Here is a 25,285-nt window from a genome sequence, read left to right on the forward strand (position 1 = left end):
ACTTTTTTGTGCGCAATTTCACCCGTTTTACACGGGCTTCCGCTTTTTTATTGCCACAAGTCAGCGTATATCATCGCCAAAACGGGCGTCTTTGGAGCGCCTGCCGAGGTGATATCCCGATGATCGTCAGTGCATCAAGACTTTTTGCCGTCGCCGCCTTCACGCTGGCCAGCGTCTCGCCGTCATTTTCGGCAGAATCACGCCATGACAGCGAATATTCCATCGCGCTTGGCGTTCTGCCGATTGCGCGGGCCAGTTTCTCGACGAAAATGGACGGCACGGCCTACTCCATTTCCGGCTCCTTCAGCTCTGCGGGACTTGCCAGCGTGTTGAAGGATATTTCCGGCCGCACCACGGTTTCCGGCGCAAAACGCGGCAACCGCATGCAGGCAAACGAATATTCACTGGTCTATAAGGACGGCAAGCGCACACGCACCTATGATGTGCAGTACCGCAACGGCAACGTCACCTCCACCACCGTCGATCCCGCGCCGAAATCCAAGCCGGACAATTGGGTGGACGTGAAGGACCGCGACCTGCGCTCGGTGCTGGACCCCATCTCCGGCCTGATCTTCCCCGTCGGCGGCCGCATTTGCCCCAGCCGCCTGCCAATCTATGACGGCGAATCGCGGCTCGACCTGGTGCTGAGCTCCGGCGGAACCAAACCTTTCAAGACACAAGGCTTCTCTGGCGATGCCGTCGTCTGCAACATGCGCTACGTGCCAAAATCCGGCTTCCGCAAGGGGCGTAAGGATATCGAGTATCTGAAATCCATTTCCATGGAAATCTGGTTCGCCAAGGCCAATAATATGGAAGTCTACGCGCCGGTCTATGCGCGCATCCCGACGAAGGTGGGGCAGGTTTATATTACGGCGACGAAGTATGGTGGGTGAGGGTGTTTGGGGAAGCGACGGCAGTGGCTTGACCCCTCTCTTGCAATTTCTAACACTTGAGCGACGCTCGAGATGTTGAAATTGCTTTCTCTCCCACCCCTTCGGCGGGCTCAGGATGATGGGGGAGAGATAACCTGCCGCACCCTTGCGGCGTTTTCTTTTTGATGGCGTTGAAACGGTGCCGCCTTTTCCTCTCCCCTTGTGGGAGAGGATAGAAAACCTCGACCTTCGCAAAGCGAAGTCGTAGGTTTTCTTGGTGAGGGGTGCCCTCGCTCAGCTAATGTCAAAAATCCCGGTCAGCTTTCAACCCAAGCTTCGCCGTTCACGCGGCAGCACCTGCCCGTGGCTTGAACTTCTTCATTCTTGTCCATCGCTTCACCGTTGAGGGCGAGGCCATGGCATTTCGGACGGGGCACTGAAAGCTGCCTCGTTGGGTAGTTTGGTATGTGGCACCTCTCAGCGCCCCGTTCGGCTCTTTAGGCCAAACAGCAATCCTCTTGCCACGGCTGGCAGAACCCGGATGACAAGGGTGATAAACCTTGCCGGAGAACCGGTCGGACTTGATCAAGGTCCAACCCTTCCCATCCGGGTGCGATGATGGTTGCCCGCCATCGCCCTGCCAGTTCGGCTGCACCTGCCTTCGAAGGATACGACGCCCGATCTGGCGAGCGCCGCCTTGCCTTCGATCCGTTGCTCGCCAAGCCCCACCTGCCCGTCACGGCGAGGCAGCGCCTTGCGATCCGTCCATTCACCTTTCGGGGTGAACGGGGCAGATGCAGCGTCTTCCTGTGTACCGCCTGACTTTCGCCTCTCATCCTTTTGGCCGCGTTCGGCCAGAAGGACGATCAGCTGTCGGTACACCCGGCGACAGTTGATTCTGTCGGGCATCGGGAGGGTCATGCCAGCCGGTCCGCAACCGGCATTTCCCTCCTCCCGTTGCCGCCGGGGGGATTGCTGCTCGACCCTGAGGATGGAGAGGCCGCGTAACCTCTTCACCCCCAGCACCGACCCCGCCTCGCCGCAACGCCTTGCGGTGTATCCGAGGGCGGGATGAGGGGGAGTGTAAGGGCGGTTTTGGGTGTGGGGAAAAATGTTGAGGAATTTTTTTAAAAAAATTCGCCGTGCTCGGGCTTGTCTCACTGCTGTCCGGTTTGAACTGAGTGGGTAGTTTGGGGCGAGAACAGCTCCATCACCCGTCACCCCGGCCCTGAGCCGGGGTCCAGCAGACGCGCGTCTGCGCGTCAAAAAGTCTTTCAGACCAAGGACTTGGTCTGGCTGGATCCCGGATCAAGTCCGGGATGACGGAGGTGGGGAGTGTCGTTGCCGCATTCACAGCCAGCGTTGCACTGGCGAGTCCGAGTCCGAGTTCGTGCAGAGTGCAAAAAACCAAATGCAATCAATACCCTATGCCAAATCTATAAATCTCAAACGGACAGCAGTGGGCTTGTCCCGGGCATTTGCGAGGTTGCGGGTGTTTCGGCGTGCGTGGATTCTCGGGTCAAGCCCGAGGATGACGGAGGGTGGGGGAAGCGGACGCCCCTCACCAAGAAAACCTAGGACTTCGCTTTGCGAAGTCGAGGTTTTCTATCCTCTCCCACCCCTTCGACAAGCTCAGGGGGAGAGGAAAAACGCGCCGCACCGTTTCTACTCCATCTCGGCGTTCGAGATTCAGTAAAAGCGGTGCCTCGGGTTACCTCTCCACCCTGAGCCTGTCGAAGGGGTGGGGAGGAAGAAAAATCATGATCTTAGCGCAAGCTAAGTCATAGATTTTTCAGGTGAGGGGTGACGCGACGAATGCCGAGGACTTGAAACCCGGGCACCTCACTCAATCCTCAAGCCACCTGCTTACGCTCTTCAGCTTCGCGGGCGGTGATGTAGTCTACCAGGTCCTTGATCGTTACCAGCAGCAGGCCGTGGCGGTCGGCGAAGGTTTCGAGGTCGGGGAGGCGGGCCATGGTGCCGTCGTCGTTGGCGACTTCGCAGATGGTGCCGGAGGGGGCTTTGCCGGCGAGGCGGCAGAGATCGACTGCGGCTTCCGTGTGGCCGGTGCGGCCCAGTACGCCCTTGGGATTGGCGCGCAGGGGGAAGATGTGGCCGGGGCGGGCGAAGTCGTCCGGCTTCGTGCCTTTGGTCACCAGCGCCTGCACGGTTTTAGCGCGATCATGGGCGGAAATGCCCGTTGTGGTGCCGGGGATGTAGTCCACGGAAACGGTGAAGGCCGTCTTGTGGAATTCGGTGTTGCGCGGAACCATCAAGGGAAGTTCCAGCTCGTCCAGTCGCTCGCCTTCCATGGCAACGCAGATGAGGCCGCGGGCGTGGTTCATCATGAATGCGATCTGGCCGGGGGTGATCGTTTCGGAGGCGGCGATGATATCGCCTTCATTCTCACGATCCTCGTCATCCACCACGATGACCATTTCACCGCGTGAGATTGCCGCAATCGCGTCTTCAATTTTCGAAATCGTCATGTCTTGCCTTTCAAGGGTTATGCCGTTTCCGGCACTTTCGCGTTTTGCTAAACGCCAAATTTCCCTTGGGCGAACAATGCAACAGAGCCCCGCTGGGTGCGGGTCTTCGTTACCTTGCTCTCTTCCATCCGGACTATACCGTCGGCTCCGGCATCTCACCGGATCTGCTGACCTTCCGGCAGAACCGGAAGCGCTCGCGGGCTCCGGGACAAGTCCCGATACCGCCGGTGGGGAATTGCACCCCGCCCTGAGAACAGAAGCGACAATAAGTCACGCAGGGCAGGTTTATCAAGAGACAAATATTGCGCGCGACGGAAGTTGGGTGAAAGCGCAGATTAAAACCGGGCGGAAAGCGGGATTGTTCTTCCACCGCACCCCGGCAAGCAAAACGCCGCGGTTTTGAGCCGCGGCGTTTGTTGTTGAAGCCCTGAATAGTCAGGATGCGTGGGGCGCGGGCGAAGCGGGGGCGGCTTCGTCCTTGTCCTCATCCGTGACCGGGCGTTTCGTCCGCATCAGCTTCAGCACGAAGACGAAGAAGGCGGGGACGAAGAAGACGGCGAGGATTGTCGCCGAAATCATGCCGCCGAGAACGCCGGTACCGATGGCGTTCTGGCTGGCGGCGCTGGGGCCGGTGGCGATGGCCAGCGGCACGACGCCGAGGGTGAAGGCGAGCGAGGTCATGATGATCGGGCGGAAGCGGACGCGGGCTGCTTCCACGGCGGATTCGAGCAGGGATTTGCCTTCGGCATAATAATCCTTGGCGAATTCCACGATCAGGATGGCGTTCTTGGCCGAAAGACCGATGATCGCGATCAGGCCCACCTTGAAGTAGATGTCGTTGGGCATTCCCATCACTGTCACCGCGATAACGGAGCCAATGACGCCAAGCGGGACCACGAGCATGACGGCAAGCGGAATGGACCAGCTTTCGTAAAGACCCGCGAGAAGCAGGAAGACGAAGAGAATGCTGAGGCCGAAGAGGAAGGGCGCCTGCGAGCCCGACTTGATTTCTTCGAGCGCCTGTCCAGTCCATTCGTAACCGATACCTGCCGGCAGTTCGGAGGCGATGCGTTCCATTTCGGTAATCGCCGCGCCGGTGGAATTGCCGGGTGCCGGAGCACCGGCGATACGGATCGTCGGATAGCCGTTATAGCCGACCACCTGCGGGGAACCCTTCTGCCATTGCGCAATGGCAAAGGAGCTCAACGGCACCATGCCGCCGCTGGAGTTGCGCACGTTCAGTTTCAGCAAATCCTCGACCTGAAGACGGTCCCGATCCTGCGCCTGCACGATGACGCGCTGCATGCGGCCGGAATTCGGGAAGTCGTTGATATAGGACGAACCGAGATTGGCGGTGATGGTGTTGTTGATATCCGCGAAAGTAACACCGAAGGTATTGGCCTTTTCGCGGTCGATGACCAGCAGGACCTGAGCCGCATCGGGCAGGCCTTCGATGCGCATGCCGGTGAGGATCGGGCTTTGGCCCGCCTTCTGCATCAGCTCGGCTGCGGCGGCGGACAGGGCGGCCTGGCCGATGCCGTTACGATCCTGAAGGCGGAAGGAGAAGCCGCCGGAGGTGCCGAAGCCTTCGATGGGCGGAGGCGACAGCGCGAATGTCGTGGCGTCCTTGAGCCCGAAGAGCTGCATGTTGGCGCGGTTGGCGACATCCTGAGCGGAGTTGCCCGCGCCGCGTTCGCTCCAGTCCTTCAGGGTGACGAAGGCAAGTGCGGCATTTGCGCCGTTGCCGGAGAAGCTGAAGCCCTGGATCGCGACGATATCCTTGACCGCAGGTTCTGCGGAGAAGATTTTTTCGATCTGCTTGACCGAGGCAATCGTGCGGTTGGCGCTGGCCTCTGGCGGGCCCTGAATATCCACGATCAGGAAGCCCTGATCTTCATCCGGCACGAAGGCGCTTGGAAGGCTGATGAAGAGGTAGCCGAGACCGGCGAGAAGCGCGAGATAGACCACCATCATGCGGCCCGCACGGCGGGCAGCGCCCATGGCGGTCTTGGTGTAGCCATCCGTCAGGCCATCGAACTTGCGATTGAACCAGCCGCCAATGCCGCGCTTCTCATGATGACCCTTGGGGATGGGCTTGAGGAAGGTGGCGCAAAGCGCCGGGGTAAGCGACAGGGCGAGGAAGGCCGAGAACAGGATCGACACGACCATGGTCAGGCTGAACTGGCGGTAAATGATGCCGGTAGAGCCGGGGAAGAAGGCCATGGGAATGAACACGCAGGCAAGAACCAGCGTGATGCCCAGAATGGCGCCGGTAATCTGGCGCATGGCCTTCTGCGTGGCGGCTTTCGGAGAAAGCCCTTCCTCGGCCATGATGCGTTCGACGTTTTCCACCACGACGATGGCGTCATCCACGAGGATACCGATGGCGAGCACCATGGCGAACATGGTCAGCACGTTGATGGAGAAGCCTGTCGCATACATGATGGCGCAGGTGCCGAGCAGCGCCACCGGCACGACGAGCGTGGGAATGACCGTGTAGCGGAAGTTCTGCAGGAAGACGAACATCACCACGAAAACGAGGATGATGGCTTCGACCAGCGTGTGCAGCACCTTTTCGATGGAGGCCGAGACGAAGGGGCTGGTGTCATAAGGTACGGAATAGGCGACGCCGGAGGGGAAGAAGCGTGACAGTTCTTCCAGCTTTGCCGTGACGGCTGTCGAGGTGGCGACGGCGTTGCCCGTGGACGAGAGCTGAATACCGACGGCGGCACTCGGCTGTCCGTTCAGGCGGCTGGAGAAGTTGTAGGTTTCGGCACCGAGCTCGATGCGCGCCACATCCTTCAGGCGCACGGAACTGCCATCCGGGTTGGCGCGAAGGACGATGTTGCCGAACTCTTCGGTATCCGTCAGCTGTCCCTTGACGAGGACGGTGGCGGTCAAATCCTGCGAGATCGGATTGGGCGCAGCGCCGATCTGGCCTGCGGCGACCTGTGCGTTCTGCGCGGTGATCGCGCTGTTGATGTCAGCTGCGGTGAGGTTGAGGCCGACGAGCTTGTCGGCATCGATCCAGACGCGCATGGCGCGCTGAGCCGAGAAGAGCTGCGCACGCCCGACACCTTCGATACGGCGCAGTTCGCCAAGGACGTTGCGGTTGAGGTAATCGCCAAGGGCGACCTCATCCATGGTTCCGTCCGTGGAGGTGAGTGTGATGAACATCAGGAAGCCCGAGGCCGCTTCTTCCACCGTTACGCCCTGAGAGGCGACGGCGGAGGGGAGGCGTGCTTCGACGCGGCGGATGGCGTTTTGCACATCCACCGAGGCCTGATTGATGTTCGTGCCCGCCTGGAAGGTGGCGTTGATCGAGACCTGGCCCGACGTATCCGAGGTGGATTCGAAGTACATGAGGCCTTCGACGCCGTTCAACTCGTCTTCGATGAGGCGGGTGACGCCCTGATAGATTTCTTGCGGCGAAGCGCCGGGATAGCTGGTCGAAATCGTCAGCTGCGGCGGTGCCACTTTCGGATACTGCGCAATCGGCAGGAAAGGAATGGCGATGACGCCCGCAATGGAGATGAACAGCGCGAAAACCCAGGCAAGGATCGGCCGTTTGATGAATAGCTGTGCCATGAGTTGACCTTACTGCTTCGGCGCGTCTGCTGGGGCCTCGGCGGCCTTTTCGGGCTGCCATGGCTCAGCTTTGATCTTGCCGCCGGGCTGAACTTTCTGGGCGCCGTCCACGATGATCTTCTCACCGGCGGTCAGACCCTTTTCCACGACCCATTCCGTTTCCACGGCCTGACCGAGTTCCAGCGGGCGGGCTTCCGCCGTGCCGTCGTCCTTGGCGATATAGACCATCGGGCGGCCTTCCGCGTTGCGGATGACGGCGCGCTGAGGAATGGTGATGGCGTTCTGGCGCACGGCCTGCTCGATCCTCACGCGGACATACATGCCGGGCAGAAGATTGCGCCCGGCGTTGGGAAATTCCGCACGAAGCGTGACCTGGCCGGTGGTGGAATCGACGCTTGCGCTGGCAAAGAGCAGACGACCGGCATCCGAATAGACGGTACCGTCATCGAAGACGAGGCGGACGCTGGCCTGATCCGGCGCGGGGCTTGCGAGCTTGCCGTCTTCCACGGCGCGCTTCAGCGCCAGCATGTCCTGCGCCGACTGGGTGAAATCGGCATAGATGGGGTCGATCTGCTGGATCAGGGCAAGGTTCTGCGTGCCATCTGCGGTTACGAGCGCGCCTTCCGTAACCAGTGCCGCACCGATGATGCCGGTGATGGGGGCGCGGACCTCGGTGTAATCGAGATTGATCTTCGCCTCATCGAGTGCCGCCTGCTGAAGCGCCACATCGGCATCCGCCTGCGCCAGATTGACGGCGGCGGTATCGTAATCGATGCCGGTGGAGACATTGCGCTCGCGAAGATTTTTCTGGCGTTCCAGCTGCTGGCGGGCATTGGCCTGCGTGGCCTGGGCGCGCTGAAGGGCGGCCTGCGCGCTTTCCACACGGACCTTGAAGAGCTTCGGATCGATGCGATAGAGAACATCGTCCTTCTGAACCAGCGTTCCCTGCTCGAAGACGCGTTCCAGCAGAATGCCGGAAACACGGGCGCGCACTTCGGCAACGCGGGTGGCCGCGACGCGGCCCGGAAGTTCGTTGACGACAGGGACCGAACGCGCCTTCAATTCCAGAACGCCGACAGCGGGCGGCGGCATTTGCGGGCCTCCCTCCTGCGCGTGCAGGGATGTTCCAGACAGCATGATCATGCCGCCAAGGAACAGGCTTGCGAGCCGTGGCAGAGCTTTTCTGCTAAGCATTTTTATAGTCCTCGTCCTATCGCCAATGCGATTGTCATTTTTCGTCGGATAAAGAAGTGTAGATGTCTCTGATGCCATCGAGGACGGCGTGTCGCTCGCCCTGTTCCCAATGGTAGAAATTGAAAAATTCAGTGCAGTAGAAGCCCGTCAGCGCCAGATAGGCGACGAGTGCCGCCCGGGGCCGGGCACCGGCCTTCATGTCCGTGATGTCGCGCTCGGTCCATTCGCGCATGCGCTGGCGCACATTTTCATCGCTGGACACGGCGGCTGCAATGGCAAGGCAGACGGCGCGGTCCACATCGTCCGGCACTTCTTCGGCCACGCTGACGCGCCCGAACAATTGCGGGTGCGGCGTATCGGCATGCGATTGAACCGCCTGCTCGATGCGCTCTTCTTCCGCGCAGATGTGCCGCTCGATGAGTGCTTCCAGAAGGCCGTTCTTGGACTTGTGATCGTAAACCACGCGCGATTTGCTGACGCCCGCTTCCTGCGCCACCGCGTCGATGGACAGGCCAGCCGCACCCTCGCGCAACACAACGCGTTCGGCGGCATCGAGAATATCATCGGTACGGATCTTGCGGGTTCTGGCCATCTGGCTTTCCTTTTCGAAAATTTAAGTACGAACGTTCGTTTTTAAAATCAAGCAAATTTTGTTATCTGCTAAAACTTCAGCATGCTTATTGATGGATATGCTAATTTACGTGGCTATTCAGCCTGTTCACATGCATATCGGCGCGACGGATGCCGCGCCGGTCAACAGATGGACTGTCATGATCACAGACAAGTGACGTGGATCAAAGCGTCTGTGCAGCATTGATGGAGGACACGAAACGGCGCGTGCGTTCCTGCTCCGGCGCGCGGAAAATCGCCTCCGACGTGCCTGTTTCCACCACTTTCCCGGCTTCCAGAAAAACCACCAGATTGGCGATGCGAGAGGCAAGGCGAAGATCATGCGTGGCCATGACCATGGTCGTGCCCTCACGCGCCAGCTGGCCGAGAACCTCTACCACTTCCGCCGACAGTTCCGGGTCCAGAGCCGAGGTGGGCTCATCGCACAAAAGCACCTGCGGGGAGGGCGCAAGCGCACGGGCAATCGCCACGCGCTGCTGCTGACCGCCGGACAGATTGGCCGGCCAAGCATCTGCCTTATGCGCCATGCCGACTTTCGTCAGCAGTTCCATGGCGCGCTCACGCGCTTTGGCCAGCGGCCATTTCTGCACGACGAGCAGGCCTTCCATGACGTTCTCGATGGCCGTTCTGTGAGGAAAAAGTTGAAAATTCTGGAAGACCATGCCGGTCTGGCGGCGGATTTTCTGGATATCCTGCCACGCGACTTTCTGGCCGGAGCGGAAGGAAACCGCGTCTCCGCCAATCTGCACCGTGCCTTCTGTCGGGATTTCCAGCAGGTTGATACAGCGCAACAGCGTGCTCTTGCCACCACCGGATGGGCCGACGAGCGCGGTGACGCTGCCTTCCGGGAAATTCAGCGAGATGTCCTTGAGGATGACGGCATCGCCGAAGCGTTTTTCGATGTTGGACAGTTCGATCATCGGTTGCTCTCCAGCATGCCGCCATAGCGGGCGAAGCGCACTTCAAGGCGTGCCTGAAGTGTGGATAGAACGGTGCTGAGCGCCAGATAGATCAAAGCGGCCTCGATATAGAGGATCAACGGTTCGTATGTGGTGGCGACGATGCGCTGGGCCGACTGGAACAGCTCCGGTACGGTGATGGCTGCTGCGAGCGACGTATCTTTGACCAGCGAAATAAAGGTGTTGGACAGAGGCGGCACGGCCACGCGGCCTGCCTGCGGAAGAATGGTGCGCTGCATGGCCTGACGCCAGCTCATGCCCGTGGAGAAAGCCGCTTCCCACTGGCCTTTGGGTACGGAGGAAATGGCGGCACGAATGATTTCCGACGTATAGGCACCCACATTCAGCGTAAAGCCGATGAGGGCGGCGGGGAAGGCATCCAGCAGAATGCCGATGCTTGGCAACCCATAAAAGATGACGAAAAGCTGGACCAGAAGCGGTGTTCCGCGAATGACCCAGACATAGAAACGGGCAATCAGCGAGACCGGCTTTGGCGCAAAAAGCCGCGCGACTGCCGTCGCCAGCCCAAGCGCAAGGCCGAAGACGAAAGACAGCAGTGTCAGCGGGATCGTGAATTTCACACCTGCCCACAAAAGGGTGGGCAGCGAATCCATCATCAATTGAAGCCAATGCGGCACGAAGGAGCCCTCAAAACAAAAAGGAAGTCCGGCAGTTTTGCCGGACCCCTGTACTAATGGCGGATTTTAGTTCGATAGAACAGATGCAAGGCATCTGTTACTTGGAAACATCCTGACCGAAATAGGTGTCGGAGATTTTCTTGTAGGTGCCATCGGCCTTGATGTCTTCCAGCGCCTTGTTGATTGCCGCAACCAGATCGTCATCGCCCTTGCGAACGATGATGCCCGAATAATCCGCATCCGGCTTTTCAGCCACGATCTTGACCGGGGCCTGCGGCTGCTTCTTCTTGAAATCGAGGAAGGAGAGGCTGTCATTGACGGTGGCATCTGCGCGACCGGTCAGAACGAGCTGGATGGACTGGTCGAAGCCATCCGTGCCAACGAGTTCAGCGCCGGCTTCGGTGGCAAGCTTGCCGAAGTTGCTTGTGAGCGACTGCGCGGACTTCTTGCCCTTCAGGTCTTCAAAACCCTTGATGTCGGTGTTCTTCTCACTGACGATCAGCACGGCCTTGGAGGCAATGTAGGGCTCGGAAAACGCATATTTCTGCTTGCGCGCCTCGGTGATGCCCACCTGATTGATGACGGCATCATAGCGCTTGGAATCGAGACCGGCGATCAGACCATCCCATTTGCCTTCGATGAATTCGGCCTTCACGCCAAGCTTCTGCGCAATGGCCTGGCCGATTTCCACATCGAAACCGACGAGCTTGTTGCTGGCATCATGAAAGGTGAAGGGGGCATAGGTGCCCTCGGTGCCGATTTTGATGACGCCTGCGGACTTGATCTGATCCAGATTTTCGCCAGCAAACGAAGGAGCGATCATGACGGCATGCAACGCGACGGTGGTTGCGATTGTCTTGAACCAGCCCATTGGTATTCCTTTCCCTGTGTTCGGATAGCTTCTCATCTCACAAAGCCTGCGCCATTTAACGGCAAAAAGATGCAAAAAGATGCGGAGAAAGAGAATATTTTGCTCATATTAGCTTAAGTTAATGGGCGCCCTTCAAAACGATAGGCCAAGCGGCATATAAGCGATAACTATTTCCTATCGGGACAATCAGTAAATCCAACTTAAAACTATCACATCCATTCGCTAAGACTCTTGGCAGAGGGAGCGGAGTGCCATGTGATTTCTCAAGCCTTTTGCGAGGTTTTTATCGTGGTACCATGCCGGGCCGATATGCCTGGCAATCAAGCTTCCCCGGACTTGGTAGACGAGAAGCAAAGCAGGAGAAAATCATGGACAATCCCAATGTAAGCGAAGGCAAGTGTCCCGTCGCGCATTCCTCCCCGCGCGGTAGATCCAATCGCGATTGGTGGCCCGAACAGCTGGATATCCAGAAACTTCACCAGCATTCCAGCCTTTCCGACCCGATGGGCAAGGATTTCGACTACGCAGAGGCGTTCCAGTCGCTGGACCTGCAGGCCGTGAAGAACGATCTTCACGCGCTGATGACGGACTCGCAGGACTGGTGGCCAGCGGACTTCGGCCACTATGGCGGTCTCTTCATCCGCATGGCCTGGCACAGCGCCGGCACCTACCGCATTACCGATGGTCGCGGCGGTGCAGGCATGGGCCAGCAGCGTTTCGCGCCGCTCAACAGCTGGCCGGACAACGCCAACCTCGACAAGGCCCGCCGCCTTTTGTGGCCGATCAAGCAGAAATACGGCAATAAGATTTCCTGGGCCGACCTGATGATCCTGACGGGCAACGTCGCTCTCGAATCCATGGGCTTCAAGACCTTCGGTTTTGCCGGTGGCCGCGCCGATGTGTGGGAGCCGGAAGAGCTTTACTGGGGCCCGGAAGGCACATGGCTGGGCGACGAACGCTATAGCGGAGAACGCCAGCTTTCCGAGCCGCTGGGCGCGGTTCAGATGGGTCTGATCTACGTCAACCCGGAAGGTCCGAATGGCAACCCGGACCCGATTGCAAGCGCCCGCGATATTCGCGAGACTTTCGCCCGCATGGCGATGAACGACGAAGAAACCGTTGCCCTTATTGCCGGTGGCCACACCTTCGGCAAGACGCATGGTGCAGGCGATCCATCGCTGATCGGTGTCGAGCCGGAAGGCGGCGATGTCGAGGATCAGGGTCTTGGTTGGAAGAGCAAGTTCGGCACCGGCGTTGGCGTTGATGCCATTACCGGCGGCCCGGAAGTGACCTGGACGCAGACGCCGACCCAGTGGAGCAACTTCTTCTTCGAAAACCTGTTCGGTTTCGAATGGGAACTGACCACCAGCCCGGCCGGTGCCAAGCAGTGGGTGGCGAAGAACGCCGATGCATCCATTCCAGATGCCTTCGACCCTTCGAAAAAGAAGCTGCCGACCATGCTGACGTCGGACCTCGCGCTGCGTTTCGACCCGGAATATGAGAAGATTTCGCGTCGCTTCCTTGAAAACCCGGATCAGTTTGCCGATGCTTTCGCCCGCGCATGGTTCAAGCTGACCCACCGCGACATGGGCCCGAAGGTGCTTTACCTCGGAGAGGAAGTGCCGTCGGAAGACCTAATCTGGCAGGACGTCATTCCGGCTGTCGAACACCCCGTGATCGATGATCAGGATATTGCCGAACTGAAGGCGAAGGTGCTGGCAACCGGCCTTTCCGTTCAGGAACTGGTATCCACGGCATGGGCATCCGCATCCTCCTTCCGCGGTTCCGACAAGCGCGGCGGCGCCAATGGTGCTCGCATTCGCCTGGAGCCGCAGAAGAACTGGGAAGCCAACCAGCCGGAACAGCTTGCCAAGGTTCTTGGCGTTCTGGAAGGCGTTCAGCGTGACTTCAACGCGGCCCAGCCGGCCGGCAAGCAGGTTTCGCTGGCCGATCTCATCGTGCTGGCCGGTGCCGCAGGTGTGGAAAAGGCCGCCAAGGCTGGTGGTCAGGATATCGTCGTGCCGTTCACGCCGGGTCGCGCGGATGCCTCGCAGGAGCAGACGGATGCCGCGTCCTTCGCAGCACTTGAGCCACGCGCGGATGCCTTCCGCAACTACGTCAACGACAAGCGCCATCAGTTCATGAAGGCGGAAGAAGCGCTGGTCGACCGCGCCCATCTGCTGACGCTGACGGGGCCGGAAATGACGGCACTTCTGGGTGGCCTGCGCGTACTCAATGTCGGCAAGCCGCAGCATGGCGTCTTCACCGCCCGCCCGGAAGTTCTGACGAACGACTTCTTCGTCAACCTGCTGGACATGGGCACCCAATGGGCACCCGTTGCCGGTGAGAAGGGCGTTTATGAAGGCCGCGACCGCAAGACGAACGAAGCGAAATGGACCGGCACCCGCGTCGATCTCATCTTCGGTTCGCACTCCCAGCTGCGCGCCTTTGCTGAGGTCTATGCCTCTGCCGACGCCAAGGGCAAGTTCGTGAAGGACTTCGTTTCCGCCTGGAACAAGGTGATGAACGCGGACCGTTTCGACCTCGTCTGATCGCAGTCTATAATTTTAAATCGGGAAAGGGCGCAGCGCAGGCTGCGCCCTTTTCAATTGGACGGCCTTTTTCCCATGGTTGCGCGAAGAGTTTGTTCCGAGCCCATCAAAAGATATATTTTGGAACAGCCTTTCCCCGCTGTTGTTCGACCTTCGCAACGACAATAACGCTTGGAGGAAAGCAGATGAAAAAGATTCTCGTTGGAACAGTCTTCGCATTGAGCTTCGCATCGCTCGCAATGGCACAGGGCGCAGGTAGTGGCTCTGGCGGTTCGGGCACTGGCGGCGCTGGCACTGGTTCCAGTTCGGATGGCACGGGAACCGGCGGCACATCCGGCACCGGCACCGGAACCACCGGTTCCGGCACGACAACCACGCCGGGCGCAAATGGCACCGGCACGAACGGCACGACAGGTACGGGTTCGCAAACCCCAAACGGCAGCACCAACAACACCGACTGCGCCCCCGGTTCGCCCGGTAGCCAGGGCACGACATCCAGCGGCAATTCGAGCGGGAATTGCCCGGCGAATTGACGGGTTTCGTCATATGCAGAACGGAGCGCAGGCTGTGCCTGCGCTCTTTTTATGTGGGGCCGCGATCCATTATGGTTGAAGGTAGAAGCGAGTGCCGCGTCGCCGCCGTTTCAGTTTCCCGATGGTCATGTTCATGACCACATGCTGATTGACCATCAATCGACAGGGCTTTATCCAATCGATTGAAGACATGAACGCAATGCGCATAAGTGGAATCGATATTGAACCGTAAGCATGCTGAGATTGAAGGTATCGTCCACCTTATCCATCAGAAAAATAAGTCTCTTCTCGATCTGATCGGCAAGGAGCCGCCGGTAGACTATTTCACGCAGGCAGTGGCTTTGATCCGACAGGATCACGCGTCTGAGGCAGCGGCGTTCGCTATTCACGAACATAAGAAAAATTCTCTCAGTTTCATGCCAAATGCCTGGCGTCGCGAGCTGGAGCTGCATCGTCACTCCTGGGACGGGTGCGAACGGTGGTGGGCCGGGTTTCCGCTTATCGCATGGATAGAATTGCGCCCGGTAACAGCCAGCCGCAAGGCGCATCTGAGAATAATTGCAGAGGTTGGGCCGCTTCATGATTACTCGTTTCGGAAATCCCTTATCGAAACGATCCGGCAGGGTGGACAAGAACAGCGTCTACAGCGCATTAAGTTCCCCGCTGGGGCAACGGATCAAACATGTCGTTACTCCCGGTTTTTCCACGGGAACTCTATCGAAATAGAGTTGAGTTCGGGGGAACTTCTGGCTCGGGATATCAAGAATTTGATCAATAGTTTCGGCCCCGAGATCGATCTGGTCGCGGCGTCCATCCGTAAACTTTAACGATCCATCTGCATTGGAATTTAACCAGAAAATTAACATTTCGTTTACCAATTGCAGGGCATGAAAGCATCATGATGCCCTTCTGAGTTGCGTGCGTCGCATCCTGAATTGGCAGCCTGCGAGCGAATTTTGCTCAAGGCAACGGTCCCGTGATGATTACGGGCACCCACCGTGGTTAACCGTGAAATGTCTCATCATCGCTGGCTTATTTCGTCTGCCCGTTACACGGCGCAGGGGAATGGCGTTTTGTCTTCACGGAGTGACCATGACAAGCATTCTCACAAATCTCTCCAGCATGTCTGCTTTGCAGACCATGCGCTCGCTCACGTCCAGTCTTCAGCAGACGCAGGATCAGGTAAGCTCTGGCCTGCGCGTCGCACGTGCTTCTGACGATGTGACTTACTGGTCTATCTCGACCACGATGCGCTCCGACAACAAGGCGAATGCGAGTGCGGCGGACGCCATGGGCGTGGGGCAGGCGAAGGCCGACGTCGCTTATGAGGGAACGAGTTCGATCATCGATATTCTGTCGGAGTTCAAGGCGAAGCTTGTGACAGCCAAGGACCCCAGCATGGATGCCGCCAAGATCCAGGGTGAGCTTTCGCAATTGAACAGGCAGGCCGAGCAAATCGTCCAGTCTTCGACATTCAATGGCGTCAACTGGCTCAAGACCGATGCGGCAGCTCATATTCGTGACGTGGACGTGCTGGACGAAACCGTCGTCTCGGCTTTCATTCGCAATTCCTCCGACAGCGTTGGGGTCAAGCTTGCGCCGATAGATTTACGCACAACATCCATGCTCAATACGGGAGGCGGCGGAATTCTTCAGAAGGATACGCTGGACTATTACATGCCCGTCGGCGGCATGTATTCGGACACGTATCGGCATGAAGGCCACGAGGACCATCTTTTCATTGGGCCTCAAACCTTTGCTGCGGGCGATTTTCTGACCTTCGATCTGGTTGTCGACAGAAGCTCGGTATCGGCAGGTGATACCTTTGCGATAACAATCGACAAGAGCGTGATCGATACCGCCCTCGGCACGACGGATGGCGTGATCAAAAATGCATCCGATATAAGGAAGGTATTCACGCAGGCATTTCAGGACGCCGGTGCAAGCCCTTATGCCGATATGTATCGGTCCTATCTAACGGATTCGCGACGATACGAAATCCAGTCGCTGGAAACGACATCGCACGAAGGTTCGAGTATCTACATCGAAAACATTGCGACATCGCCAGCATCCACAGAGATGCAGCTTGGTCTGACGAGTTCGTCTTTGATCAATCATGATAACATGCTTGAATCGACGGCGATGTACTTTTCGGCTCCGTTCAAAGTCATGCTCGATGCGACAATCTCCTTCGATCTGAGCATCGATAATGCGCCTGTCACTACCTATACGATAGACCGTTCCGCCGTGGATGCAGCCCTGGGAACGAGCGACGGCATCATTACGAGCGCGGATGACCTTAAGGCCGTGATAGAGCATGTCGCTTCCGGTTCGGGGCTGGATATCAGCGTATCCGGCAACAAGCTTTCCTTCTTCCCCGACCAGGCGGACTATCCGGGTTACGGCAACAAGGCGGCGGATTTTTATATGAGCGCTCTGCGCCCCAACCCGCCTTTCACCCTCCGCTTCGATCTTGCGGAAGTCGATATCACCTCCGGGCAGTTTACCGTCGATGAATATCTGGAAGGCGTGGAGCACATGCTGAGCGATGCGAGAGACAGCGCCAGCACCATCGGCTCTCTCCAGCAACGTCTCACGCGGCAGCTCGATTTCACCCAGAAGATGGGCGACGTGATGGACCAGAGCGTCAGCCGGTTGGTTGACACGGACATGGAAGAGGCGTCCGCCCGGCTATCTGCGCTTCAGACACAGCAGCAGCTTGCCGTCCAGAGTTTGCAGATCGCAAATACCAGTTCAAACACCATTCTGACGTTGTTCTCGTAACTCGGCTCTTTTGCTCGAGAGGGTGGTGAAGGTGGTCTGTCGACCAGCCTTCACCCATCAATTGCCCAGCAGTTCCCGCAGGCTCTCCACGATCAGCGCGTGATCCTGAACATCGGGAAGGCCGCTGACGGCGACGGAGCCTACCAGCGTGCCTTCTCGCAATATCAGCGGAAAGCCGCCGCCGCTTGCGACGTAGTCGGCGACTGGAAGACCGAACTTGGCGTTGAAATCGTAACCCTTGGCTTCTGCCTCAAGCCTGACCCGGAGAGAACTGCGATGGAAGCGATGGACGACGGCGCATTTGCGTCTGGTCCAGCCGAAATTATCGATGGTCGCTCCAGGCAGAAGCGTTGCAAACACCACATCATTGGCATGCCGGATTTCGATGCCGACAGGGTGGTGTTGCTCGGCGGCTTTCTGCCGGATCAGGCTTCCCAGCTTCCAGGCAAAATCATAGTGAAATGTCGGGATATGCAGTGCTGTCTCTTCTGCTTTTACCGTCTCGATGGTGGGCGTCATGGGGTGCCTTATCTTCCTTGCGCGTTACTTCTTCGCAGCCATTATGGCCGTTTGGACATTGTCTGCAAACTTACCAAGCGCGCCTTTCTGGTTGCGGTAGTCGATCCCCTGAACCACGCTGACGGTCATATTTTCGACCGCGATACATTGAACGGTAAAGACACCGCGCCCTTCCTTGCCGCCGCTGACGAGAACCAGCTGTCCCGGAAAACTCTGAACATTCGCATCAAGGCCTACCTTCGCAGCGGCCTTTTCCACCACCGCGCCGCAGGTTTCGATATCGAGCGCGGCTTCTGGTGTTCGCTCGACATGGTAGGTGAGATTGAAGTCCTTGCTTTGCGCAGAGACGGAAAGCGCGAATCCCAACAGCGATGCCGTCGCTGAGAGTGCCAGTGTCAAAGCTTTGCTCATAAGTGTTCCTCCCCAACACGGAGTTTCGACCAATCGAAGCGTTTTTATTTCTGGTTGTCGATGATCTGGCAAGCCATGGTTGCCACAGGATCGGTTGGTCGATTGTCATCAACCATACCGAGGCACGGAACAAAATAAATTCTCTGGAAGTTACAGGATATATAAAATCTGTTTGGTGCGACGTGAACACAAATCCTTCATCCTACTCAGCCATCCCGCTTTCATCAGACGATCTCGAGGAGATCGACCGATTTCTCGATGCCTGGTGCGAAGAAAACGGTGTCGATAAAAATGATGGAAGAGCGCAGGAAGTGGCTTCTGCGCTGATCGACTGGTATTCGACAAGCCCGAGCTATCGTCAGAAATCCAAGCTGGAACACGCGCCGCATTTGCCTGCCTCGGACCGGATTTCCACGCTTCTCGACCAGTTGAAATAATGCATTTTCTGAGAACGCACATATTTGCCACCGTCGTAGATGTGGCGAAAAAGGCAGGGGGTTAGCCTGCCTTTCCAAAGTCGGTTCAAGATCAGTGCTGATGCTCAGGCATCTCTTTGAGCTGATCCTTCGTCCACGACGTCACGGCGTGAACGTCGCCATCTTCATCGCGCATGAAATCCAGATCAGAGATGGAGACGGCGACCGGCTTTGCGCCAATTCCCAAGAAGCCGCCGACATCGATAATCACCGTGCTGTTGGTGCCGATACCATGGACATGGTCAACCTTGCCGACCTTGTGGTCGTCAGCTCCGTATACCGTCGCTCCTCCGAGTACCGATGGTCTCAGTTCATCAGCGGTGAGGCGGATATGATTGCTATGATCCATGATTTTTCTCCTGTTGTTAGGACAAGGAGAACTCACGGAATCCACTCGCGTTCCAAGACCATTCAATTTCTGGCGATGCTCGCGAAACATTTTTCTCAGAAAAGCTATGTCGCGTGGCAAGGCGACAGTGTTCGTGGCTCATCACGCTGCAGGCGACATCTTGAACGTAAAGCAGGTCTCGTTCCCACTCGAGCAAACGTCAATTCGTCCACCATGCGCCTGCGCAATCTGCGAGGCGATGTAGAGACCAAGGCCTAGACCCTGTACGCCGGGTCGGTCTTCTCCGCGCTTGAATGGCAGGAAGAGTTTCGCGATCATTTCCGGTGGGATCGGTCTTCCGCCGTTCCTGACGGCGATCTCCAGTATGCCGTTGTTCAGCATGGCCTCGACCTGGATCGGCAACAAGGCATCGCCGTGCATGACGGCATTGGACAGCAGGTTGGATATCATTTGCGCGATCCGAGGCGCATCAACCGAGACTCGTTCCTGAAGGTTGAGGGTGACAGAAATGTCGCGGTCCGGGTGCGCTACCCTCACTTCCTCGACGACATGCGCCAGGGTTTCGGCAAGATCGCAATCGGCTAATGCAAGGGCGATGCCGCCGCCCATTCGGGCTCTGGCAAGGTCCATCACATTGTCCACCAGCCCCGCCATTCGGGAAATGCTCGCTTTCATGAGATTGAGAACGAGAGGGCTCCGTTCGCTCCAGCCTTCCTTGATGAGACGGTTCGTTCCGGCATTGAGGGCAGCGAGCGGGTTGCGGAGATCGTGCCCGAGAACGGCAATGAACTGCTCCCGCAGTTCGGAAAGCTCGCGCTCATGCTGAAGAGAGGTCTGTGCGGCCTCGAGGCGTTCGAATGCGTCGAGATGGTGCGCGATCAGTTCGGCGAAGAGCTTGAACGTGCCGATCACCTGTGGATTGTTGACATTCGCGGGATTGGCATCGATTGCACATAGCGTGCCCCAGAAAGAGCCGTTCTTTAGAATGATCGGCATGGAGATGTAGCCGCGCAGACCGTAGATACGTGGGGTATGATGATCGCAATATTTGGCGTCCGCTACCGCGTCATCGAACACGACGATCTGCCGGTGATCGCGGATTTCGTTGCAAAGCGTGCTTTCGACCGGCAGCTCGTCCCCCGGCTTCAGGCCAAAGCCCACATGGTCGAGCACGCTGCAAGTGATCCATCTTGTTTCGGTGACGCGTGCGATGGCTGCGAACCCCATGCCTGTCAATCGGAGAACGACGTCCAGCATGGTTGGAACCGCGGCGATGCTGGCAATGACATCGATATCGCGTCGAAATTCATCCGCCGAAGGCTCTTCAACCCCGGCGGCGCTCAGCCGCAGTCCTGAATTGAATTCCATATGCTCGATGGCAGTTGCCGCGGCTTCTGCAAGCGCATCGAGCGTTTCGATTTCCCACTGCGTCGGCTCATACGGCTTTGACCAATAGGCACCGATTGCGCCCACGGGACTGGCCTTTTTGATAGGGCTCATGGCCACTGCGCGCACGAAGGTTTCGGCATAAAGCTCATGGGGTATCCGCTCGTCCACGGAGATATCTGGAACAACGACCGTCTGCCTGTTGATCATCGACCATCCGGAGATGCACGCGACTTCGGGAAAGGTCTGCCCTTTCCAGAGAGGGCCGATGGCATCTTCTTCGACATAGTGGCAAAGATCACCTTCGCGGCGAACGATCGTAATGCCCTCGCAGCCGATAAGGGTGCGCGCGCTGGCCCGGATCATTGCGATGACATCTGCAAGGCTGTGGGCGCGAGATATCGCGGATGTCGCTTCCGTGAGGCTGGCAAGAGGCGTCTTGCGCGCAGGCGTTTGATTGAGCGGTGCCATTCTCGTCCTTCCCTGGTGAGACGATGGCCTCATTTGTAATCGCCAGTTTCGCACGAAAGCGAAACATTTGAAATGTTTTGTACATTGTCGGACGCAATGTGCAACGTGGAAAAACCAAATTGCTTGCGTCAAGGTTACACCTTACGAAATGCCCGGTCGCGACTGGCTCTTTTCCAGCGAATAATTCCGAAATAGATGAAACTTAGAGCCTGCTTCGTGGAACGATATCGGAGGACGTTCGTTGAACAGCCGCGAACACCGGTCTCGCCAAGGCTTGCAGCAGAGCCAGTTCTCTTGCAACAACGTGGAACACCCCGTGCAATCTCTCAGCTCCCTATCCGTTCTCGTGGTGGAAGACGAGCCGCTCATCCGCTGCACGACAGTCGATGCGCTGGAGATGGAAGGCTATAAGGTGTTTGAGGCCGCATCTGCCGGCGAGGCGCTTTCACTCATGCATGACCACCCGGAAATCTCCCTGATCTTTACGGACATAGATATGCCGGGCTCGATGGACGGCGTGAAGTTGGCAGGTTTCGTCCGCGACAGATGGCCTCCGATCAAGATCATCGTCACGTCTGGCCGCATGTCTCCCGCATCGAGAGACCTGCCGCGCGGCGTGCCATTCATGCCGAAGCCATATGATTATGAAAAGCTCGTCGGCTCTATACGAGAACTTACACTCGCTTAATTCAGGGCGTTGAAGCCTTCGCCAGCCGCCGCCCCTTTCAGCCGTTGACGGAGGCTTTGCCTCGCTTCTTCGGCGCGTTTGGCGGTGGAATGATGACTGTCTCGGCCTCACGGGCCAGGCGCGCCTCGCGCAGGCGCTCCGTTTTCTTCAGGCGCTGGGCGGTTTCTGCTGCAATAATCTGTGCTGAAGCCTCGTCCGTGGCAGATGCCTTCTCCCTTGGACTCATCTTGCCCGGCTTGAAGAATTCTTCTTTCGTAGCGGTCATGTTGAAATCCTTTCGGTTTGATGGTCGTCAGCGGGTGCGGGCGACTTTCTTCGGTCCCGGCAGCAAGCCTTCACGCTGCATCTTTTTCTTGGCGAGCTTCCGGTGGCGACGAACGGCTTCCGCTTCTTCGCGAACACGCTTTTGGGACGGCTTTTCATAGGATTGGCGTGCCCGCATTTCGCGGAAGAGGCCTTCGCGCTGCATTTTCTTTTTCAGAACGCGGAGGGCTTGTTCGACATTGTTGTCTCTAACGAGTACCTGCAAAACGTCTCCTTATGCGGCCAGTCGCCGCTTTTTTATGAGATGAGATAGGGTTCGATTGGGCTTTTCGACGTGATGCTCCGGTGAAGTTCAAGTCGAATTCCGGGGCCGTCAAAAACGCCCGTATCTCTATCTTTGTCAGGCGTCAGGGTTTTCCCAACGCCATAAAAACAAAAGGCCGAGCGAGTGAGCCCGACCTTTCTTCAGTCTCTCGCCCTGTGCTGCCAGTCCATCCGTGGTCAGCAAAGGTGAGAAACAATTTAAGCCGCCTGAAGATTATCGGCGGAGTTCTTGCCAGACCTGCGGTCCTGAACGATGTCGAAGGTGACCTTCTGACCGTCCGTGAGCGAACGCATGCCAGCGCGCTCAACAGCAGAAATATGGACGAAAACGTCCGTGCTACCGTTGTCAGGTGCAATAAAGCCGAAGCCCTTGGTGGCGTTGAACCACTTAACAGTTCCAGTGTTCATAACGATTTCCTTTCATAGCAATCGTGGTTGTTCCCGAGATACCTTGCGGGATTAGATCGATGTTTTGAGAGGAAATCCGACGGGAGCTAAAGCTCTGGACCGACGTCACAAGCAATGGTCGATGGGTTGAATATAGGCTCAATTTTCGGTTTTACAAGGCTTTTCTCTATAAGGAACCAATACAGGAATCGGATCGTTGTCTCTCCACCTGAGCAATACCGCTCTAACCAAGGAGAACGACAATGGGTAGCACCATGGACAAGGTTAAAGGCAAGGCCAACGAGCTGGCAGGCGAAGCACGTCAGTCCGTAGGGGACGCGACCAACAACCGCGAGATGGAAGCCAAGGGTGCAGCGCAGGAGGCCAAGGGCCACGCACAGCAGACCAAAGGCGAAGCCAAGGAAAAAGTGAAGAATTTCGTCGACCGCGCATAATGGTTCGACACTCCGTAAAGAGGCCCCGGCAAGGGGCCTTTTTTTATTTTAGGCATATTTTGGATACCGGGGGCCGAAGCGTTTGTACGCTTGGGAACAAAGTGCTCCCTCGTTCCGTTGCTGGACGAAAAGACACGGGAAACAAAATCGGAATGTGAAATGCCAAGGTACTACTTCCACGTCCGGGATGCAGGCACCCTCTCTGTCGATCTTGAAGGCGCGGTGCTGCAAGGAGACGATCAGGCGGTACGAGAGGCAGTTCAGGCTGCGCGGGAGACGCTTGCCGAAAAAATCCTGATGGGTGACGTGATCAGCGACAGCAGTTTCGAAGTCGTGCGCGCGGACGGACATCTGATCGCGGTAATCCCAGTTTCTTCAGTGCTCAGATTTCAGTAATCCGATTTTCCAACTTCACCACTCTTTCTTAAATCGCTACCTTCTGCGCAACGTCGCGTGTATCGCCCATTCTCTCAGAGCATAAACGGAAAAAGATGACAGTCGTCGCATCCTATCTTTATCGCAACGGCAAGCGCGCCGGTGAGGTTGCACTCTCCTCTCAGCCCTTTGAAACAAACGCAGGCGACTTCGCCTGGATCGGGCTGACCGATCCGACCCCGGAGGAAATGGCATCTCTGAAGGCTATGTTCGGGCTTCATTCTCTGTCCGTCGAGGACGCATTGAATGGACGGCAGGTGCCTAAAGTCGATATTTACGGCGACCAGTTGTTCGTCGTGGCAAAGACTGCCTATCTGGAAAACGACAGGATCGCCTATGGCGAGACCTGTATTTTCGTCGGCCTGCGCCATGTCATCACGGTGCGGCATGGGTCTGCACGATCGCACGAGAAATTACGCGAGCAGCTTGAGCAGGCGCCCCAACTCCTTTCGCATGGACCGGACTATGTTCTCCACGGCATACTCGATTTTATCGTGGACGGTTATCTTCCCTTGGTCGAAACGATAGAAGACCGGGTGCTGGAAATCGAAAAACACGTTCTGATTTCCTTTCTGGAACCGGAGCAGATTCGCAGGATCTTCCGGATGCGCAGGCAGGTGATCAAGTTTCAGAGGGTGATCGGTCCGATGGCGGAAGTTGCGAGCAAGCTCGCCCACCTCGAACTACCCTGCGTCGATGACAACGCCAGGCCTTTCTTCAAGGACGTGTACGATCATGTCCGCCGGGTCGAAAACATGGTCATCGGGCTGCGCGACATCGTGACCTCCGTCTTCGAGGCCGCAAACCTTCTGGAACAGCAGCGGCAAGGCGCGATAACCCGCCAGCTCGCCGCCTGGGCCGCAATCCTGGCAGTGCCGACAGCCATCGCCGGCATATATGGCATGAACTTCGAGAACATGCCGGAGCTGAAGACCGAGTACGGATACTACATAGTCCTCGCCGTCATCGTCGTTTTATGTGGCCTTCTTTATTATCGGTTCAAACGTGCGGGTTGGGTTTAGTGCGAGGGGCAGGAGGTTTACAGGCTGGCGAACTCATCAGCACGCTTCTTGATGGAAATCCGCTGAAGGCGGCGGGTTTTATCGTTACCATTTATGGCGACGTGATCGAGCCTCGGGGCGGTGTTGTCTGGATGGGAAATCTGATCGAGACCTGCGCTATGGTGGGCATCAGTGAAACGCTGGTTCGCACGGCTGTCTCGCGGCTCGTGGCGGCAGAGCAGCTGGTTGGGGAGAGAGAGGGACGGCGTAGTTTTTATCGGCTTACCAAGCTCGCCCGTACCGAATTCGCGATAGCGGCGCGATTGCTGTTTGGGCCGCCTGAGGAAGTGAGCTGGAATTTTGTTCAGCCGAGCGGCGATGATGCCGATGAAGCGATGTTCGTTCTGGAGCGCGCTGGCTATGCCCGGCTCGGACCGCGCCTTGCGGTTGGGCCCCGCGCTGCACCAGCAATGAAGCCGTCGGCGGTGGTGTTTCATGCAGAGCTTGCGGCAGGTGAGGGAGGTCTTCGCGCCTTCGTTGCCGACCATTGGAACCTCACCCCGCATGCTGATGCCTATCGCGGCTTTCTCACCCGTTTCGGGCTTATTTCAAATTATATCGAGCGCGGGGGTTCGCTGAGTACGTCGCAGAGCCTTATTGCCCGGCTTCTGCTGGTGCACCAGTTTCGGATGGTCATGCTTCGCGACCCACGGCTGCCGGAGGCGGGGCTGCCCGAAGACTGGCCGGGAGGGCAAGCGCGGCTCCTCTTCGCCAGGCTCTATTGCCAACTTTCGCTGAAGGCGGATTTGTATGTCGCCGATCAATTTATAAGCGTGGATGGCGCGTTGGAAGAAGCGAATGCTGCCACACGAGCCCGTTTGACCTCTCTCGCACACGTTCTTGGCTGACAGTTGAAAACGCGTCGCCGCCAGAGAAAAGCTGCGCCTGAAAGCGTCACAAAATTTTATAAAATCATTGTTGATTTGTGATGCTTTTGGAGTTATTAATT

At 57.6% G+C, this 25,285-nt stretch carries 26 protein-coding genes and 1 riboswitch; of the genes, 11 read left to right on the forward strand and 15 right to left on the reverse strand.

Annotation, left to right across the window (positions count from 1 at the left end; genetic code table 11):
* Positions 1-119: 119 nt before the first annotated feature.
* Entirely contained in the window at positions 120-893 is a 774-nt protein-coding gene (locus CFBP5473_RS20140) for a DUF3108 domain-containing protein (RefSeq protein WP_027675171.1), read from the forward strand.
* A 564-nt stretch (positions 894-1,457) separates the two neighbouring features.
* Here CFBP5473_RS20140 and CFBP5473_RS20145 read toward each other — a convergent pair.
* The 8 genes from CFBP5473_RS20145 to CFBP5473_RS20180 all read right to left on the reverse strand — a co-directional run bounded on the left by CFBP5473_RS20145 (position 1,458) and on the right by CFBP5473_RS20180 (position 11,241).
* Complete coding sequence (locus tag CFBP5473_RS20145) at positions 1,458-1,781, reverse strand: hypothetical protein (RefSeq protein WP_136954407.1); 324 nt, start codon at positions 1,779-1,781, stop codon at positions 1,458-1,460.
* A 944-nt stretch (positions 1,782-2,725) separates the two neighbouring features.
* Entirely contained in the window at positions 2,726-3,361 is a 636-nt protein-coding gene (ribB, locus tag CFBP5473_RS20150; RefSeq protein WP_027675169.1) for a 3,4-dihydroxy-2-butanone-4-phosphate synthase, read from the reverse strand.
* A 112-nt stretch (positions 3,362-3,473) separates the two neighbouring features.
* Positions 3,474-3,620: riboswitch (FMN riboswitch) on the reverse strand.
* A gap of 176 nt (positions 3,621-3,796) precedes the next feature.
* A complete protein-coding gene (locus CFBP5473_RS20155) occupies positions 3,797-6,949 on the reverse strand; it encodes an efflux RND transporter permease subunit (protein ID WP_027675168.1) in 3,153 nt (1,050 codons plus the stop codon).
* A gap of 9 nt (positions 6,950-6,958) precedes the next feature.
* Positions 6,959-8,143, reverse strand: a complete 1,185-nt coding sequence (locus CFBP5473_RS20160; protein ID WP_084631628.1) for an efflux RND transporter periplasmic adaptor subunit — start codon at positions 8,141-8,143, stop codon at positions 6,959-6,961.
* A gap of 34 nt (positions 8,144-8,177) precedes the next feature.
* A complete protein-coding gene (locus tag CFBP5473_RS20165; protein WP_027675166.1) occupies positions 8,178-8,735 on the reverse strand; it encodes a TetR/AcrR family transcriptional regulator in 558 nt (185 codons plus the stop codon).
* Positions 8,736-8,937: 202 nt separating this feature from the next.
* On the reverse strand, positions 8,938-9,693 hold the full coding sequence (locus CFBP5473_RS20170) for an amino acid ABC transporter ATP-binding protein (protein ID WP_027675165.1): 756 nt from the start codon (positions 9,691-9,693) through the stop codon (positions 8,938-8,940).
* On the reverse strand, positions 9,690-10,370 hold the full coding sequence (locus tag CFBP5473_RS20175) for an amino acid ABC transporter permease (protein ID WP_027675164.1): 681 nt from the start codon (positions 10,368-10,370) through the stop codon (positions 9,690-9,692). Before CFBP5473_RS20175 ends, CFBP5473_RS20170 begins: the two co-directional genes overlap by 4 nt.
* Positions 10,371-10,467: 97 nt before the next feature.
* Positions 10,468-11,241 carry an amino acid ABC transporter substrate-binding protein gene (locus tag CFBP5473_RS20180; protein ID WP_027675163.1) on the reverse strand — a complete coding sequence of 258 codons (774 nt, stop codon included), beginning with the start codon at positions 11,239-11,241 and terminating at the stop codon, positions 10,468-10,470.
* Positions 11,242-11,609: 368 nt separating this feature from the next.
* Between CFBP5473_RS20180 and katG the strand changes: the two genes are divergently transcribed.
* The 4 genes from katG to CFBP5473_RS20200 all read left to right on the forward strand — a co-directional run bounded on the left by katG (position 11,610) and on the right by CFBP5473_RS20200 (position 17,110).
* Positions 11,610-13,793 (forward strand): catalase/peroxidase HPI, encoded by a 2,184-nt coding sequence (gene katG / locus CFBP5473_RS20185; protein ID WP_027675162.1) that lies wholly within the window; start codon positions 11,610-11,612, stop codon positions 13,791-13,793.
* Positions 13,794-13,978: 185 nt separating this feature from the next.
* Positions 13,979-14,326, forward strand: a complete 348-nt coding sequence (locus tag CFBP5473_RS20190; RefSeq protein WP_027675161.1) for a hypothetical protein — start codon at positions 13,979-13,981, stop codon at positions 14,324-14,326.
* Positions 14,327-14,547: 221 nt separating this feature from the next.
* Positions 14,548-15,153 (forward strand): hypothetical protein, encoded by a 606-nt coding sequence (locus tag CFBP5473_RS20195; RefSeq protein WP_027675160.1) that lies wholly within the window; start codon positions 14,548-14,550, stop codon positions 15,151-15,153.
* Between the two features lie 265 nt (positions 15,154-15,418).
* Positions 15,419-17,110, forward strand: a complete 1,692-nt coding sequence (locus tag CFBP5473_RS20200; RefSeq protein ID WP_027675159.1) for a flagellin N-terminal helical domain-containing protein — start codon at positions 15,419-15,421, stop codon at positions 17,108-17,110.
* 57 nt (positions 17,111-17,167) lie between these two features.
* On the opposite strand, the gene CFBP5473_RS20205 is transcribed toward CFBP5473_RS20200, so the two are convergent.
* Positions 17,168-17,629, reverse strand: a complete 462-nt coding sequence (locus CFBP5473_RS20205; RefSeq protein WP_027675158.1) for a heme-degrading domain-containing protein — start codon at positions 17,627-17,629, stop codon at positions 17,168-17,170.
* 24 nt (positions 17,630-17,653) lie between these two features.
* A complete protein-coding gene (locus CFBP5473_RS20210) occupies positions 17,654-18,040 on the reverse strand; it encodes a DUF6180 family protein (protein WP_027675157.1) in 387 nt (128 codons plus the stop codon).
* A gap of 182 nt (positions 18,041-18,222) precedes the next feature.
* Between CFBP5473_RS20210 and CFBP5473_RS20215 the strand changes: the two genes are divergently transcribed.
* On the forward strand, positions 18,223-18,477 hold the full coding sequence (locus tag CFBP5473_RS20215; RefSeq protein ID WP_136954408.1) for a hypothetical protein: 255 nt from the start codon (positions 18,223-18,225) through the stop codon (positions 18,475-18,477).
* 91 nt (positions 18,478-18,568) lie between these two features.
* On the opposite strand, the gene CFBP5473_RS20220 is transcribed toward CFBP5473_RS20215, so the two are convergent.
* Complete coding sequence (locus CFBP5473_RS20220; RefSeq protein ID WP_027675156.1) at positions 18,569-18,865, reverse strand: PRC-barrel domain-containing protein; 297 nt, start codon at positions 18,863-18,865, stop codon at positions 18,569-18,571.
* A gap of 141 nt (positions 18,866-19,006) precedes the next feature.
* A complete protein-coding gene (locus CFBP5473_RS20225; RefSeq protein ID WP_027675155.1) occupies positions 19,007-20,722 on the reverse strand; it encodes a GAF domain-containing sensor histidine kinase in 1,716 nt (571 codons plus the stop codon).
* A gap of 316 nt (positions 20,723-21,038) precedes the next feature.
* Between CFBP5473_RS20225 and CFBP5473_RS20230 the strand changes: the two genes are divergently transcribed.
* A complete protein-coding gene (locus tag CFBP5473_RS20230; protein WP_027675154.1) occupies positions 21,039-21,410 on the forward strand; it encodes a response regulator in 372 nt (123 codons plus the stop codon).
* A 37-nt stretch (positions 21,411-21,447) separates the two neighbouring features.
* On the opposite strand, the gene CFBP5473_RS20235 is transcribed toward CFBP5473_RS20230, so the two are convergent.
* The 3 genes from CFBP5473_RS20235 to CFBP5473_RS20245 form a co-directional block, all read right to left on the reverse strand.
* Complete coding sequence (locus CFBP5473_RS20235; RefSeq protein ID WP_027675153.1) at positions 21,448-21,675, reverse strand: hypothetical protein; 228 nt, start codon at positions 21,673-21,675, stop codon at positions 21,448-21,450.
* Positions 21,676-21,702: 27 nt separating this feature from the next.
* Complete coding sequence (gene rpsU / locus CFBP5473_RS20240; protein ID WP_027675152.1) at positions 21,703-21,939, reverse strand: 30S ribosomal protein S21; 237 nt, start codon at positions 21,937-21,939, stop codon at positions 21,703-21,705.
* 257 nt (positions 21,940-22,196) lie between these two features.
* Positions 22,197-22,406, reverse strand: a complete 210-nt coding sequence (locus CFBP5473_RS20245) for a cold-shock protein (protein WP_027675151.1) — start codon at positions 22,404-22,406, stop codon at positions 22,197-22,199.
* Positions 22,407-22,648: 242 nt separating this feature from the next.
* Between CFBP5473_RS20245 and CFBP5473_RS20250 the strand changes: the two genes are divergently transcribed.
* The 4 genes from CFBP5473_RS20250 (at position 22,649) to CFBP5473_RS20265 (ending at position 25,184) form a co-directional block, all read left to right on the forward strand.
* Positions 22,649-22,840, forward strand: a complete 192-nt coding sequence (locus tag CFBP5473_RS20250) for a CsbD family protein (protein ID WP_027675150.1) — start codon at positions 22,649-22,651, stop codon at positions 22,838-22,840.
* Positions 22,841-22,999: 159 nt separating this feature from the next.
* A complete protein-coding gene (locus CFBP5473_RS20255; protein WP_027675149.1) occupies positions 23,000-23,236 on the forward strand; it encodes a DUF6894 family protein in 237 nt (78 codons plus the stop codon).
* Between the two features lie 95 nt (positions 23,237-23,331).
* Complete coding sequence (gene corA / locus CFBP5473_RS20260) at positions 23,332-24,297, forward strand: magnesium/cobalt transporter CorA (protein ID WP_027675148.1); 966 nt, start codon at positions 23,332-23,334, stop codon at positions 24,295-24,297.
* Positions 24,297-25,184 (forward strand): PaaX family transcriptional regulator C-terminal domain-containing protein, encoded by an 888-nt coding sequence (locus tag CFBP5473_RS20265; RefSeq protein WP_027675147.1) that lies wholly within the window; start codon positions 24,297-24,299, stop codon positions 25,182-25,184. The genes corA and CFBP5473_RS20265 overlap by 1 nt, the downstream gene beginning before the upstream one ends.
* Positions 25,185-25,285: the final 101 nt, after the last annotated feature.

This window comes from Agrobacterium larrymoorei (genome assembly GCF_005145045.1).
In the GTDB taxonomy this organism is placed as follows: Bacteria; Pseudomonadota; Alphaproteobacteria; order Rhizobiales; family Rhizobiaceae; genus Agrobacterium; species Agrobacterium larrymoorei.